Source organism: Leclercia sp. 29361 (assembly GCF_011290365.1).
In the GTDB taxonomy this organism is placed as follows: domain Bacteria; phylum Pseudomonadota; class Gammaproteobacteria; order Enterobacterales; family Enterobacteriaceae; genus Enterobacter; species Enterobacter tamurae.
Map to the genome: position 1 here is coordinate 4,044,374 of NZ_CP049786.1, position 15,178 is coordinate 4,059,551.

General features: G+C 57.1%; 16 protein-coding genes. 5 read left to right on the forward strand and 11 right to left on the reverse strand.

From position 1 onward, the window contains the following. The 7 genes from G7090_RS19300 to G7090_RS19330 all read right to left on the reverse strand — a co-directional run bounded on the left by G7090_RS19300 (position 1) and on the right by G7090_RS19330 (position 5,401). Positions 1–1,188, reverse strand: coding sequence for an NAD(P)/FAD-dependent oxidoreductase (locus G7090_RS19300; protein ID WP_166183924.1), 1,188 nt, complete (start codon positions 1,186–1,188; stop codon positions 1–3). Next, on the reverse strand, positions 1,185–2,111 hold the full coding sequence (locus G7090_RS19305; RefSeq protein ID WP_166183926.1) for a VOC family protein: 927 nt from the start codon (positions 2,109–2,111) through the stop codon (positions 1,185–1,187). The genes G7090_RS19300 and G7090_RS19305 overlap by 4 nt, the downstream gene beginning before the upstream one ends. 78 nt (positions 2,112–2,189) lie before the next feature. Then, entirely contained in the window at positions 2,190–2,978 is a 789-nt protein-coding gene (locus G7090_RS19310; RefSeq protein WP_166183928.1) for an IclR family transcriptional regulator, read from the reverse strand. A gap of 12 nt (positions 2,979–2,990) precedes the next feature. After that, a complete protein-coding gene (locus tag G7090_RS19315; protein ID WP_166183930.1) occupies positions 2,991–3,740 on the reverse strand; it encodes an SDR family oxidoreductase in 750 nt (249 codons plus the stop codon). Further along, positions 3,740–4,762, reverse strand: a complete 1,023-nt coding sequence (locus G7090_RS19320; RefSeq protein ID WP_166183932.1) for an aromatic ring-hydroxylating dioxygenase subunit alpha — start codon at positions 4,760–4,762, stop codon at positions 3,740–3,742. Before G7090_RS19320 ends, G7090_RS19315 begins: the two co-directional genes overlap by 1 nt. Before the next feature lie 10 nt (positions 4,763–4,772). Beyond that, entirely contained in the window at positions 4,773–5,081 is a 309-nt protein-coding gene (locus G7090_RS19325; RefSeq protein WP_166183934.1) for a recombinase-like helix-turn-helix domain-containing protein, read from the reverse strand. Then, entirely contained in the window at positions 5,078–5,401 is a 324-nt protein-coding gene (locus G7090_RS19330; protein ID WP_061097121.1) for a non-heme iron oxygenase ferredoxin subunit, read from the reverse strand. Before G7090_RS19330 ends, G7090_RS19325 begins: the two co-directional genes overlap by 4 nt. A 414-nt stretch (positions 5,402–5,815) precedes the next feature. Here G7090_RS19330 and G7090_RS19335 point away from each other — a divergent pair, with 414 nt between their 5' ends. Then, on the forward strand, positions 5,816–7,027 hold the full coding sequence (locus G7090_RS19335; protein WP_166185457.1) for an MFS transporter: 1,212 nt from the start codon (positions 5,816–5,818) through the stop codon (positions 7,025–7,027). A gap of 3 nt (positions 7,028–7,030) precedes the next feature. On the opposite strand, the gene speB is transcribed toward G7090_RS19335, so the two are convergent. From speB to G7090_RS19360, 4 genes are all read right to left on the reverse strand, one after another. Then, positions 7,031–7,951, reverse strand: coding sequence for an agmatinase (gene speB / locus G7090_RS19340; protein ID WP_059307233.1), 921 nt, complete (start codon positions 7,949–7,951; stop codon positions 7,031–7,033). Positions 7,952–8,164: 213 nt separating this feature from the next. Then, positions 8,165–10,141: a biosynthetic arginine decarboxylase gene (speA, locus tag G7090_RS19345; protein WP_106994359.1), complete on the reverse strand. Its 1,977-nt coding sequence runs from the start codon at positions 10,139–10,141 to the stop codon at positions 8,165–8,167. A gap of 8 nt (positions 10,142–10,149) precedes the next feature. Further along, positions 10,150–10,281, reverse strand: coding sequence for an acid stress response protein YqgB (gene yqgB / locus G7090_RS19350; protein WP_146145527.1), 132 nt, complete (start codon positions 10,279–10,281; stop codon positions 10,150–10,152). 307 nt (positions 10,282–10,588) lie between these two features. Continuing rightward, a complete protein-coding gene (locus G7090_RS19360) occupies positions 10,589–10,804 on the reverse strand; it encodes a hypothetical protein (protein WP_166183936.1) in 216 nt (71 codons plus the stop codon). Positions 10,805–10,941: 137 nt separating this feature from the next. Between G7090_RS19360 and metK the strand changes: the two genes are divergently transcribed. The 4 genes from metK to endA all read left to right on the forward strand — a co-directional run bounded on the left by metK (position 10,942) and on the right by endA (position 15,074). Then, complete coding sequence (metK, locus tag G7090_RS19365) at positions 10,942–12,096, forward strand: methionine adenosyltransferase (protein ID WP_106994356.1); 1,155 nt, start codon at positions 10,942–10,944, stop codon at positions 12,094–12,096. A 208-nt stretch (positions 12,097–12,304) separates the two neighbouring features. After that, entirely contained in the window at positions 12,305–13,702 is a 1,398-nt protein-coding gene (gene galP / locus G7090_RS19370) for a galactose/proton symporter (RefSeq protein WP_106994355.1), read from the forward strand. Between the two features lie 72 nt (positions 13,703–13,774). Then, positions 13,775–14,272 carry a SprT family zinc-dependent metalloprotease gene (locus G7090_RS19375; protein ID WP_166183938.1) on the forward strand — a complete coding sequence of 166 codons (498 nt, stop codon included), beginning with the start codon at positions 13,775–13,777 and terminating at the stop codon, positions 14,270–14,272. A 94-nt stretch (positions 14,273–14,366) separates the two neighbouring features. Beyond that, positions 14,367–15,074 (forward strand): deoxyribonuclease I, encoded by a 708-nt coding sequence (gene endA / locus G7090_RS19380; protein ID WP_166183940.1) that lies wholly within the window; start codon positions 14,367–14,369, stop codon positions 15,072–15,074. The last annotated feature ends 104 nt before the right edge of the window (positions 15,075–15,178 follow it).

The following is a 15,178-nucleotide window of genomic DNA, read 5'->3' on the forward strand; positions in this document are numbered from 1 at the left end:
TTATCGCAGTGACATCAGTGAAAAGGTGGGGTCGGCGAGCGGCACGTCCGATAAATCACGCCCGGCCGCCATCCAGCGCTTCGCCAGTTTGACGGTGCGTGCATCGTTGAACGCCACCAGCTGCGTCAGCCGCCCGTTCGCATCCAGCGAGAAGAACAGTGACTCCTCACGCACTATCGTGTTGCTACCCGGCTGCGGAATGCCGAGGATCTGAATATTGTGCTGGTATTGATCCGACCACAGCCAGGGCGCGTCGTCGTAGCCTGGCGCATCGGGGTTGAGCATCGCCTTCGCTGTCGCCACCGCCTGATTCTGGGCGAAGGCCCAGGACTGAATACACAGGCCGTGATGATGATGCTGTGCGACGTCCCCCGCGGCGAAGATGAACGGATCCGAGGTGCGGCCCTGGGCATCCACCACGATCCCGCGCCCGGTGCGAAGCCCGGCGTCGCGCGCCAGCTCGAGATTGAGATCGACACCGATCCCCACCACCACCGCATCAAAAGTTTCCCGCTTACCGTCGCAATGAATCACCGGCAGACCCTTGTTATCTTCCAGCTCCAGCGCACCGCAGCCGGTACGGATATCCACCCCCTGCTCGCGATGGATCTTTTCTAACTGCTGAGATACCTCGCCGCTCACCGAACGCATGCACAGCGCGGACTGCTGCTCGAACAGCGTGACCGCCACGCCGCTTTTGCGCGCGGAAGCGGCAATTTCCAGGCCGATCCAGCCGCCGCCGATGATGGCCAGTTTTTTACTTTCCGACAGACGACGCTTCAGGCGCTGCGCGTCCTGCCAGTGGCGCAGGGTAAACACCTGCGGATGCTTCGCCCACGCCTCGCCCGGCAGGCGCGCCCGCCCCCCGGTGGCCAGCAAAAGCATGTTGTAACTAAGGCGCTCGCCGTTACTTAAAGCGATCGTTTTCGCCTCGCGATCGATCTGTTCAGCACGTAGCGGTCGGTACCAGCTCAGGTTCAGCGTCTGCTGCGCCTCTTCGGTAAACAGGCGCGGGAGGGTTGCGTCCGGCTCCAGAAGAGACGCTTTTGACAGCGGCGGACGCTCGTAGAAATCCCATTCCTCTTCCGCCACCACGCAAATCTCGCCGTCAAAGCCCTGGTCGCGCAGGGTCTTTGACGCCCAGCCGCCCGCCTGACCGCCGCCGATAATGACTATGCGCGAGGTCATACCGCCTCCGGCTTTTTCTGCTGACGGCGCGTGTCGTGGTCAATGCCGCCTTCCACCGCCCATTCGGTAAAGGAGATGAGAGAGTGTTCCAGCTCCCGCGGCTGCCAGTTCTCCGTCAGGTAATCGTCATTGGTGTAATACTCAAACGCGCCGCCGGTCGGACTGTTGACGTACCAGAAGTAGGCCGACGACACCGGGTGACGACCAGGCCCAATAAAGGTGCTCCAGTCGTTTTTGTTCATCGCAATGCCGCCGCCGATGACTTCATGAATATCGCGCACGGTAAAGGCCACGTGGTTCAGGCCGCGCTTACGGTTGGGCAATTGCAGCAGAAACAGGTTGTGATGGCCGCCGCGCACGCCGCAGCGCAGAAACACGGCGCGGTTGATATAGCGATCCGAGACCTGGAAGCCGAGCACCTCGCGATAGAATTTTTCCACCGCCGCCAGTTCTTCCACGAAGAACACCACGTGCCCGACGTTTATCGGCTGGGCACGGTCATAAACCGGGCTTGGGGTGTCGATTCGGCGGGCATCGCCCCACTGGTTAATCGGCTCGACGTTCAGCTCTACGTCAGTCTGCTGGCTGACCTGCACGCGCAACGTCATGCCGTTCGGGTCGAGGCACTCCAGCGCATCGCCCACTTCGCGATAACCGGGTTGCTGCGCAAGCTTCGGGCGCAGCGCATCCAGATCGCCCTGCGTGGCCACCGCCCAGGTCATGCGGCGCAGGGTGTTGCCCGCTTCAAACGCCGGCGGCAGGTCGCTACTGTCGATCGGGTTGAGCTCCACGCGCGCGCCGCTTAAGGTGGTAAAACGCTGGCCGCTGGCATCGCCCGTCAGGCCAAAATCACGCATAAATTTGGCGCAGTGCGTCAGGTCTTCAACGCCAAATTCCAGCTTTTCAATTCCGGTTACACTCATCGTTCGTTGCCTCATCTGGCCCAAATTGGGCGTAAAACATGCCCGACGCAGTCAAGCGTCTGACGTTAACTCGCTGATTTAACTGGCCTGTGACAAATACCCTAAGAAGCCAGAAATTTTATCCGCCGCCAGACGGACGTCGTTTTGCAGGCGCTCGCGGTCGGTTTGCGGGATCTCTTCCGACGGCACCAGAATGCTCACCACCGCTGCGACGCGATGGCTTCGGTCATATACCGGGTAGACGATGGAGGAGATGCCGTGGCGGAAGAAGGATTCGCCGATCACATACCCGCGGGCTTTGTCCTGCTGCACCATCTGCCACAGGGCTTCGCGGTCGTGGAGCTGTCCCGGCGTGTTGCCCGGCAGGCGTTCGTGCGGGAACAACTGTTCAAAATCGGCGCGGGAAATATCGGTCAGCAGCATGCGTCCCAGGGACGTACAGTGCACCGGTAAACGGGTACCAATGCTGACCTGATTGATGCGCGACCCGGCGGCGCTGACGCGGGCGACGTAGATGATGTCGCGTCCGTCGCGGATCGCCAGATGGCTGCTGCACTGGCTTACGTCACGCAGCTGTTCGATGACCGGCTGGCCGACCTGGGCCACATCCAGCGAGGCGATGTACTCAAAGCCCAGACGCAGCACATTCATGCCCAGCGAGAAGGTATTGGTGCGCGCGTTACGCTCCAGAAAGCCCATGTACTCCAGCGTCTGGACCACGCGGTAGGCGGTAGCCTTCGGCATATCCACCAGCCGGTGCAGCTCGGCAAAGGTCAGATCGCGATGCTGCTCGCCAAAGGCCAATAGCAGCTGTAAACCGCGCTCTAGCCCCGGCACCAGATACTTCACTTCCTGATCGTTTGCCATAATCGCCATACCTTAGTTAAAGACAAAACCGCCGTTGACCGGGATCAGCTGTCCGGTGATGAACCGCGACAGATCGCTTAACAGCCAGACCACGCTGCCGGTGACATCCTCCGGCTGCTGTGCGCCCGTTAACGCGCGGCCATTTTCGTAGAGCTGATGCCGTTCGGCGGGCACATATTCGGTTGCTTCGACGCGGGTTAACCCTGGGGCGATGGCGTTGATGCGAATGCGTTTTTCACCCAGCTCGCGCGCCATTGAGCGGGTCATGGCAATCACGGCCCCCTTGCTGGCGACATAGGCCATCAGGCGCGGCGCGCCCCACAGCGCAGTATCGGACGCTACGTTCACGATCCCCGCCCCTTCGCGCAGCAGCGGCACTGCGGCGCGCGTCACCAGCCAGGTGCCTTTGACGTTCACGCTCATCACCCGATCCCAGAGATCCGGATCGTAATCGAGCATGTTTTTGCCGCCCACGCCGGTGGCCATTGCCGCGTTGTTCACCAGCCCGTCAATCTGCCCCTGCTCGCCAATGGCGCTGAAGACCTGCTCGATGGAGTGCTGATCGGCCAGATCGATAACGTGCGATTCGATCGCATAGCCCTGCTCGCGCAGCCGGTGGGCGCTCTCGGCCAGCTCGCCTTTGAGGATGTCGCACATCACCACCGCCGCGCCCTGCTCCGCGCAGGCCTGGGCAAAGTGGTAGCCCAGCCCGCGCGCGGCGCCGGTCACAACGATACGTTTTCCGCTTAACAGCCCGTTCATCAGGCGGCTCCCTGCTGTGCTTCGCGCATCGCCAGCTGCTCTTTGGCGGCCTTTTGCATCATGCGGCGCAGGCGCGAGAGGCCGACATCATGCTGGTAAAGGTATTCGTGGTCGCGGGCGTTTGGCGCCAGACTTTCCAGCACCACGCGATCCTGCTCCAGCACTTCCCAGTGCAGTTTTTCCAGACGGTTGCGGTACATGAAGCGCCACATATCGCGCTGCCACCCCTGTACGCGGCGGATGCGCCAGAAGAAGACGCGGCAGTTGTCGTTATCTTCCGGCACCACCATGCCGACGATAAAGAAGTGGCCGCCCGGCCCGAAACGCTTCTTATATGGAATGGAGAGGCGCATCCAGCAGGTGCCGCTGTTGCCCAACTCCACCCAGTCGAAGTTGATGCCGCTCTGACCCTTCTTCTCAAAGATAAAGCCGGTTTTAGTTGGCTGCAGCACCATGTCGGCCTTGCGGTCCCCTTCCGCCATCGAGTGTGACGAGGAATGGAGATAGGTGCCGTGCATCGGGTCCATCACGTTTTCCAGCGCGTACTGGTAATTGCATTTCCACGCCGCGGTGCAGAGGAAGTTGCTGAAATTGTCCGTGTCGGCGAGTTCATCCGGGAAGGTCAGCTCGTCCGGCTGCTGGTCAGCGGTGACGCCAAACCAGAGAAAAATCGCGCCATGTGCCTCCTGCACGTTGTAGCTGCGCACGCACTGCTGGCCAACCAGCGGACATTTATCCACGGCGGGCACATCTTTGACTTCGCCATTGCCCGCCACTTCCACGCCGTGATACCAGCAGGCGATGCGGTCGCCGAGGTTCCAGCCCATCGACAGCCGCGCGCCACGGTGCGGACAGCGGTCTTCCAGCGCCTGTACCTGGCCGTCTTTGTTACGCCAGACCACAATCTGCTCGCCCAGACGGGTTATGCCCACCGGCGCAGACTGCACTTCCCAGCTGGCCAGCACCGGATACCAGAGGCCACGCAGACCTTTATCGAGATAGTTTTGTACGGTAGTCGTCATCGCGTTGTCCTCAGTAGCCGTTAACCTGTAAGAATGCCTGGAAGCTGGTCTCGCTCCACGGCTCGCCCTGCTGATCGTGCATGCGCACCGCGTTCAGCCCGTTAACCAGCTCCGGCAAGGTTTCCGCGCCCTGTTCGAAGAGATCTTCCAGCGTGGCGATCAGGTTCACTTCCCAGTTTTCCGGCTCGCGACTGCGGGTTTGCCAGATCAGGTTGGTGTAATCACCCGGCTTATGGATGGCGCCGTTACCGCCCTCTGCAGGCGGGGTAAACTGACGGCTTTCCGGCAGCGCCGGGTTGAAGTTCAGGGTGTCGCTCATGCCACGGTCTCCTCGACGAAGGTAATCTGGATTTGGTTTTCAAAGACCCGAACCGGGTAGCGGTTAAGGTTACGACCACCGGGGCCGTGCAGGCACTGGCCGGTTTTGACGTCGAAAACCGCCTCATGCAGAGGGCATTCCACTTTACCGTCTTCCACGAAGCCCTGGCTCAGCAGCGCATAGGCGTGCGGGCATACGTCTTCAAGGGCGTAATACTCACCGTCAATCAAATAAACCCCGATCTCTTTGCCCTCGACGCTGCCGCTAAAAGGGAAATCTTCCTGTACTTGTTCTGCGTCACATACGCCTATCCAGCTCATCACGATCCTCCAGGCTTTTGTTTCATATATGAAACTCTGTTTCTTATTTAATACGGTCAATATAAAAGCGACGGATGTTTCGTCAAGCGCCAATGTGACAAATTTGTTAATTGGAAGGCAATTAATTAGCTAACTGTGCAAAGGATCACGAAAAAATGCAGCGATATGAAATTTTCATTATTAAGCCGTGAATGAATACGTTTTATTGATGCCCTTAAAAATTGCAAAATTGATATTGACTTCTTTTCGTTTTATTCCTTAAAAATAAAAGCAAGCGTCTTAACGCTGTTTCACCTGTGAAACTTATTTTTAAATTAACCTTTATAAACAACGAGTTTCACAGGTAAACCATTTTAGCTGCGTGACAATCACATTGATAAAAATATAAAGAGATAAAAAATTAAGGCGGGCATGATGACGGCAAGATGGCAAGGTACAATCGCATTGTTATTACTGATTATTATTTCTTACGTTGACCGGGTTAATATCTCGGTGATGATTTTAAACCCGGAGTTTGCCGAACATTTTCAGTTAAATGAAAACAGAATGTTACAAGGAATGCTCATGACCTGCTTTCTTCTGGGTTATGGATTTTCGGCTTTATTATTAACACCGGTTATTGAAAGCAAACTGCATTACCGACAGGGTTTATTAAGTAGTATCGCGATATGGGCCGTCGTGTGCGCTATCTCTCCGCTGCTCGGCTCGCTGATGGGGATGCTCATCGCCCGGGTAATTTTGGGCATTGCCGAAGGGCCGCTCTTTTCCCTGAAGACGCGGTTTATCAGCGACAACTTTAGCCCGGAGGAGATAGGCAAACCTAACGCCGTGACCGCGCTCGGCGTCTCTCTCGGGCTGGCCATCGGCTTTCCACTGGTCACCTGGCTGATGGCGCATCTGGGCTGGGCGGGGTCATTTTACGCGCTGGCGGTGATGAATCTGGTGCTCGGTGGTGGTCTTATCTGGCATTTTCTGCCAGCGCCACGCAACCGGGTGAGGATGAAAAAACCGGGCTTTGTGCAGACCTTTACCCTGGCCTGGAAAACGCCGCTGCTGGGATGGATCCTGCTGGTGGAAATCGCCACGCTGAGCTATCTCTGGGGCAGCAGCGCGTGGCTGCCGGCATGGCTGCGCGATGAGCACCACTTCTCGCTGCACGCGACGGGCCTGCTCGCGGCGGTCCCCTTCCTGTTAAGCCTGGGCTCGAAATTCCTCGGCGGGGTGTTGCTCGACAAAATGCGTCCGGAACAGGCGCCGGTGCTGTTTGTGGTGGGCGGGTTGCTGACGGCGCTGTCGGTGGTCGCGCTGATGCTGAGCCATCAGCCGGTATGGCTGGCGCTGTTTATGCTCTCGGCTAACGTCTTCTGGGGGCTTCAGGGGGCCGCTATTCCGGCGGTGATCCAGCACCATGCCGCGCGGGAAGCGGTGGGAAGCGCGTACGGGATCATCAATGGGATCGGCAATATCTGCGCGGCGTTTATTCCGCTGCTGATGGGGATGGTGATGAAATCGATGGGGTCGGTCAGTTCCGGCTTTTCGGTCCTGGTAGTGTCTCAGGCTATCACCCTGCTGGCGGGCGGAATGTTGCTGCTGCGCATGCGTCGCGCAGCAGCAATCAGCGTGTAAGGCTTACTCGCCTTTTTTCGCCGCCTGGATGTAGAGCATTTCCAGTGCCAGGGTCGCCGCGGCCAGCGCGGTGATCTCGGACTGGTCGTAAGCAGGCGCGACTTCCACCACGTCCATACCCACGATATTCAGATCCTTCAGGCCACGTACCAGCTTAATGGCGCGATCGGAGGTCAGGCCGCCGATCACCGGGGTGCCGGTACCTGGCGCAAAGGCCGGATCCAGGCAGTCGATGTCGAATGTCAGGTATACCGGCATATCGCCAACGATCTGCTTCACCTGCGCGATGATGTCATCCACGCCGCGATCGTTCACCTGGCCCGCGTCCAGCACGGTGAAGCCGTTGTCTTTATCGAACTCGGTACGAATCCCGATCTGCACGGAGTGGTTTGGATCGATCAGGCCTTCTTTCGGCGCGGTGAAGAACATGGTGCCGTGGTCGAATTCGCAGCCGTTCGCATAGGTGTCGGTATGGGCATCGAAATGCACCAGAGCCATCTTACCGAAATGCTTGGCGTGAGCGCGCAGCAGCGGCAGGGTCACGAAATGGTCACCCCCGAAGGAGAGCATACGCTTGCCGGCAGCCAGCAGCTTCTCAGCGTGGGCCTGCAGCTTTTCACTCATTTCACGCGCATCACCGAAGGCATAGACCAGGTCACCGCAGTCAACCACGTTCAGGCGCTCGCGCATGTCGAAGTTCCACGGGAAACGGTTGTGCTCCCAGGCCAGATTGGTGGAGACCTGACGGATCGCTGCCGGACCATGACGGCCACCGGCACGACCGGATGTCGCCATATCAAACGGCACACCGGTGATCACCCAGTCCGCATCGCTGTCGTACGGCTGGAAATTCATCGGAAGGCGTAAAAAACCAAAAGCGTTCGATACCAGGGAATTATCGTACTGATGCCCTAAAGTGCTCATGTCCTGACCTCTTTATAACGTCGGTGCATTAAAAATAGATGAAAAAAAATCCCCTCCGCGTCGTTAAACCCGACGAGGAAGGGATTGATTCGAATAGTGCCTGTTGCGGCGGATTATCGCCGCTATTTCATACGGGTTCAAGTGAGTATAGGGCATTGTGCGGGCTTTACCCCTCACCCTAACCCTCTCCCCAGAGGGGAGAGGGAAGAATGCTTACTCATCTTCCAGATAGGTATAGCCGTACAGACCCGCTTCAAACTCTTCCAGGAACTGTTTCTGCAGAGTGTCGTCGAGATCGGTCTTTTTCACCTGATCGCGGAACTGGGTCAGCAGCTTGTTCGGATCGAGCTGCACGTACTGCAGCATATCCGCCACGGTGTCACCCTCGTCAGAGAGCTCCACTTCGACATTGCCGTCAGGGAAGACAAACACGTCAACCGCTTCGGTATCCCCGAACAGGTTGTGCATGTTGCCCAGGATCTCCTGATACGCCCCGACCATAAAGAAGCCCAGCATTGGCGGGTTCTCCGGATCGTACTCCGGCATTGGCATGGTGGTGGCGATGCCATCCCCGTCAATGTAGTGGTCGATCGCCCCGTCTGAGTCACAGGTGATATCCAGTAGCACCGCGCGGCGCTCAGGGATCTGATTCAGCCCTTCCAGCGGCATAACCGGGAACAGCTGGTCGATACCCCAGGCATCCGGCATCGACTGGAACAGGGAGAAGTTGACGTACATCTTGTCCGCCATACGCTCCTGCAGCTCGTCGATAATCGGACGGTGCGCACGGTTGCTCGGATCGAGCTGTTTCTGCACTTCGTGACACATGTTCAGATACAGCTGCTCGGCCCAGGCACGCTCCTGCAGGCTGAACGCCCCGGATGAATAGCCGGTATGAATATCGTGTAGATCCATCTGGCTGTCGTGCAGCCATTCACGCAGTGAACGACGGGTGCCCGGCTCGTGCATCTCAATCCAGGTTTCCCACATGCTTTGCAGGGCACGCGGCGCATCGTCTTCCGGTGGTGTCGCTTCGGTGTATTCGTTGCGCTCCACGCCGATGATGTTCGATACCAGCACCGTGTGGTGCGCGGTAACCGCACGTCCGGACTCGGTGATCACCGTCGGGTGCGGCAGACCATTCTCTTCACAGGCATCGCCAATCGCCCAGATGATGTTGTTGGCGTATTCGTTCAGGCCGTAGTTCACCGAGCAGTCAGACTTCGAGCGGGTCCCTTCATAGTCCACGCCCAGGCCACCGCCCACGTCAAAGCACTGGATGTTCACGCCGAGCTTATGCAGCTCGACGTAGAAACGGGCCGATTCACGCACGCCGGTGGCGATATCGCGGATGTTGGCCATCTGCGAACCGAGGTGGAAGTGCAGGAGCTGAATGCTGTCCAGACGACCCCGATCGCGCATGATTTCGACCAGCTGCAGAACCTGGTTCGCCGCAAGGCCAAATTTGGATTTTTCGCCGCCGGAGGACTGCCACTTCCCGGAGCCCTGCGAGGCCAGACGCGCACGCACGCCAAGGCGCGGCACCACGTTCAGACGCTCGGCCTCTTCAAGCACGATATTAATCTCAGACATCTTCTCGATGACCAGATAGACCTTGTGGCCCATCTTCTCACCAATCAGCGCCAGACGAATGTATTCCCGGTCTTTATAGCCGTTACAGACGATCACCGAGCGGGTCATGCCGGCATGGGCCAGTACCGCCATCAGTTCCGCTTTGGAACCGGCTTCCAGACCCAGCGGTTCGCCGGAGTGAATTAAGGATTCGATAACGCGACGATGCTGGTTCACCTTGATCGGATAAACCAGGAAATAGTCGCCGTTGTAACCGTAAGATTCACGCGCGCGTTTGAAGGCGGCGTTGATGGAACGCAGACGGTGCTGCAGGATCTGCGGGAAGCAGAACAGTGCAGGCAGACGCTGCCCCTGCGCTTCACGCGCTTTCACCAGTTTTGCGAGATCGACGCGCGCTTCCGGTACGTCAGGATCCGGGCAGACGCTGATGTGGCCCAGTTCATTGACGTCGTAGTAGTTATTGCCCCACCAGGCAATATTGTAAGTGCGCAGCATCTTGCTGGCTTCCTGGGAGCTCATCGCAACCTCCTGCATAGAACGTAGTACACCCTGTTCGCCTGCTGACGAAGGCGAAAACGAAGACATGTCGTCAGACATAGCGAACCTCAATTCTTACTATTCAGTGTAAAACAGTTGACTACTATCGCAGCGTCAATCTGCGATAACAACCCATTATCCGACCGGATTTCCAGCACAGAATGCTGAAAGCCGGGGCGTGCCACCGGTTTCTTATTCATATCATTGTAAAACACGTATCCGAACTCTGTATGACAAGGTCCGGCGAAACCACGAGAAAACTCTTGTATTTACAAGAGCGCCCTTGTTCAGACTTCACAAAGCGTAGTGCCTGCCCTGGAATCCTGAGAAGCGCCGAGATGGGTATAACATCGGCAGGTTTGCAGATTAGAAATGCGAATGGCGGGGAGCATGTTCCGGCCTGAAAGGCAGAACTGACTAAGCGGAAAACGACGGTTCATTATCTCGTATCACCTCCACGCAAGCCTGATAAAACTCGCGACAAGTTAAAGCTAAAAGTTCACTGCTTTACCCGGCTGGAAGTGGCGACACGAAGAAACGTCGTGTGCTTTTTTGTATGAGCCGCGCGCCGCGTTTTATACCGACAAGACAGGGAAAATGCAAAATATAAATGTGCGCATTGCCGGGACCGTCAGCAAAAATTTCCAGTTGGGTTTTCAAGGCCGTAGGCGCATAGATAAAAAAAGCTGGAAATCGGGCGAAGATGTGACCTAAAATAGCCATCCAGATGTTAATCCATCCATACTGATTAACACTCAGACTGCCAGTGTCATCATCTGCAAGTCCTGGTGGAAAAACCTGCCACGGCTATCCCACACGACAGTTTGAGCTAAACAAATTCTCCTTAGGTAAATTAAAACATGGCAAAACACCTGTTTACGTCCGAGTCTGTATCAGAAGGACATCCTGATAAAATTGCTGACCAAATCTCCGATGCGGTGCTGGATGCGATCCTCGAGCAGGATCCAAAAGCGCGCGTTGCCTGTGAGACCTATGTCAAAACCGGCATGGTAATGGTTGGCGGTGAAATCACCACCAGTGCATGGGTTGATATCGAAGAGATCACCCGTAACACCGTGCGTGAAATCGGCTATGTGCATTCTGATATGGGCTTTGATGCCAACTCGTGCGCCGTACTGAGCGCCATCGGCAAACAGTCCCCTGACATCAACCAGGGCGTTGACCGTGCCGATCCGCTGGAGCAGGGCGCGGGCGACCAGGGCCTGATGTTTGGCTACGCCACCAACGAAACCGACGTGCTGATGCCAGCGCCAATCACCTATGCTCACCGTCTGGTGCAGCGTCAGGCTGAAGTGCGCAAAAACGGCACCCTGCCGTGGCTGCGTCCGGATGCGAAAAGCCAGGTTACCTTCCAGTACGACGACGGCAAAATTGTCGGCATCGACGCGGTAGTTCTCTCCACTCAGCACTCAGAAGATATCGACCAGAAATCTCTGCAGGAAGCGGTAATGGAAGAGATCATCAAGCCGGTTCTGCCGACCGAGTGGCTGAATGCCTCAACCAAATTCTTCATCAACCCAACGGGCCGTTTTGTTATCGGTGGACCAATGGGCGACTGCGGTCTGACCGGTCGTAAGATCATCGTTGATACCTACGGCGGCATGGCGCGTCACGGTGGCGGCGCGTTCTCCGGTAAGGATCCGTCTAAGGTTGACCGTTCTGCTGCGTACGCTGCACGTTATGTTGCTAAAAACATCGTTGCGGCTGGCCTGGCTGACCGTTGTGAGATTCAGGTTTCCTACGCGATTGGCGTGGCAGAACCAACCTCCATCATGGTTGAAACCTTCGGTACCGAAAAAGTGCCAACGGAGCAGCTGACCCTGCTGGTGCGTGAGTTCTTCGACCTGCGTCCATACGGCCTGATCCAGATGCTGGATCTGCTGCACCCAATCTACAAAGAAACCGCCGCTTACGGTCACTTTGGTCGCGAACATTTCCCATGGGAAAAAACCGACAAAGCCGCTCTGCTGCGTGAAGCTGCTGGTCTGAAATAATCGACTGACAGCGCTCCTGAAAGGCCAGCCCCGTGCTGGCCTTTTTGATTTCGGCTTTATATCGCCCGCCATGAAATCGCTTACACCCAAATAAAATCAGTCCCTTTCGGAATACTCTCTTTGTCACGCCTCCCCCTCTGACATACTTTTACTGTTTCCTAATCAAATCTTTACATTGATGAAACAGCTAAGCCAAATGGAGGGCAAAATGCCTGACAATAAAAAACAGGGGCGGACGTCTAACAAGACGATGACGTTCTTCGTCTGCTTCCTTGCCGCTCTGGCAGGATTACTTTTCGGTCTTGATATCGGCGTTATTGCCGGGGCCTTGCCGTTTATTACGGATGAATTCCAGATCAACTCCCATACCCAGGAGTGGGTGGTGAGCTCGATGATGTTCGGTGCGGCAGTCGGCGCAGTGGGCAGCGGCTGGCTCTCCTTCAAGCTCGGGCGTAAAAAGAGCCTGATGATTGGCGCCATTCTGTTTGTCGCCGGCTCACTGTTTTCCGCCGCAGCACCTAACGTGGAAGTGCTGATTATCTCCCGCGTACTGCTGGGCCTGGCAGTGGGTGTTGCCTCTTATACCGCACCGCTTTACCTGTCGGAGATCGCGCCCGAGAAAATTCGCGGCAGCATGATCTCCATGTACCAGCTGATGATCACCATCGGTATTCTCGGTGCCTACCTTTCCGATACCGCGTTCAGCTACAGCGGCGCATGGCGCTGGATGCTGGGTGTGATTATTATCCCGGCAATCCTGCTGCTGATTGGCGTCTTCTTCCTGCCTGACAGCCCGCGCTGGTTTGCGGCCAAACGGCGCTTTAATGATGCGGAGCGCGTGCTGCTGCGCCTGCGTGATACCAGTGAAGAAGCGAAACGCGAGCTGGAAGAGATCCGCGAAAGCCTGAAGATCAAACAGAGCGGCTGGGCGCTGTTTAAAGAGAACAGTAACTTCCGCCGGGCGGTGTTCCTGGGCGTGCTGCTGCAGGTGATGCAGCAGTTCACCGGGATGAACGTCATCATGTATTACGCGCCAAAAATCTTTGAACTGGCGGGTTACAGCAACACCACCGAGCAGATGTGGGGCACGGTGATTGTCGGTCTGACCAACGTGCTGGCAACCTTTATTGCCATCGGTCTGGTGGATCGCTGGGGCCGTAAACCGACGCTGACCCTGGGCTTCCTGGTGATGGCGATCGGCATGGGCGTGCTGGGCACGATGATGCATATGGGCATCCACTCCACCACCGCACAGTATGCTGCCGTGGCGATGCTGCTGATGTTTATCGTTGGTTTTGCGATGAGCGCCGGTCCGCTGATCTGGGTTCTGTGTTCTGAGATCCAGCCGCTGAAAGGCCGCGATTTCGGTATCACCTGCTCCACCGCTACTAACTGGATCGCCAACATGATCGTCGGCGCAACCTTCCTGACCATGCTCGATACGTTTGGCAACGCCAACACCTTCTGGGTGTACGGTGGTCTGAACCTGCTGTTTATCGTCCTGACCCTGTGGCTGGTTCCTGAAACCAAACACGTGTCGCTGGAACATATTGAACGTAACCTGATGAAAGGTCGTCCGCTGCGCGAAATCGGCGCTCACGACTGATCCTTTCGGCTTCCTCCCGCCCGGGAGGAAGCCGCTTGCACCGCCCCGCGACAAACTCTATGCTCTGCCGTTATGAAAACACCCCGTCTCCCCATTGCGCTTCAGCAAGCCGCCATGCGCAGCCTGCGTGATAACCTGGCCAAGGCCAATCTGAAGCTTGCCCGGAACTACCCTGAACCGAAACTGGTCTGGCAGCAGCGCGGCACCGCAGCCGGCACCGCCTGGCTGGATGCGTATGAGATCCGCCTCAACCCGGTCCTGATGCTGGAAAATCAGCAGGCTTTTATCGACGAAGTGGTTCCGCATGAGCTGGCGCACCTGCTGGTGTGGAAGCACTTTGGCCGCGTGGCACCCCATGGCAAAGAGTGGAAATGGATGATGGAAGCGGTGCTTGGCGTGCCGGCGCGTCGCACGCATCAGTTCGAGCTTGATTCAGTACGGCGCAATACCTTCCCCTACCGCTGCCCGTGTCAGCAGCACCAGCTCACCGTGCGTCGCCATAACCGGGTGGTGCGGGGCGAAGCTACCTACCGCTGCGTCAAGTGCGGCAACCCTCTTATTGCGGAGTAAGCGGCAGAATCATCAGGAACATTCATGATCTGCCTGATTGCATACAGGAACAACTTTCGTTACGTTGCGGGCTCGTTTTGATACGGAGTTCACGATGTCCCGTAATTTCTCTCTCGCGGTCGCCTTTCTGACGACGGCGTTTTCAGGCCATGTGCTGGCCGAAGGTATCCACAGTTTCTCTCAGGCAAAAGCCGCAGGCGTGAAGGTCAACGCCGACGTCGCAGGCGATTTTTACTGCGGGTGCAAAATTAACTGGCAGGGCAAAAAAGGGGTCGTCGATCTGGCCTCCTGCGGTTACAAAGTGCGTAAAAACGAGAACCGCGCCAGCCGCATTGAATGGGAACATGTCGTCCCGGCCTGGCAGTTCGGCCACCAGCGTCAGTGCTGGCAGGACGGCGGACGTAAAAACTGCGCCAAAGACCCGGTCTATCGCCAGATAGAGAGCGATATGCATAACCTGCAACCCGCCGTGGGCGAGGTGAATGGCGATCGCGGCAACTTTATGTACAGCCAGTGGAACGGCGGCGAAGGCCAGTATGGTCAGTGCGCCATGAAGGTAGACTTCAAAGAGAAGCTCGCCGAACCACCAGCCCGCGCCCGGGGCAGCATCGCCCGCACCTACTTCTATATGCGCGATCACTACCAACTGACCCTCTCCCGTCAGCAAACCCAGCTGTTTAACGCCTGGGATAAGCTCTATCCGGTAACCGCCTGGGAGTGCCAGCGCGACGAACGCATTGCTAAAGTGCAGGGGAATCATAACCCGTACGTCCAGCGCGCTTGCCAGGCGCAAAAGAGCTAACCTACACTAGCGACAATTGTTTATTTACTTACACCCCTCACCCTAACCCTCTCCCCGCAGGGGAGAGGGGACAGACCGAGCCGGGACCTGGCTATTTATGGAAT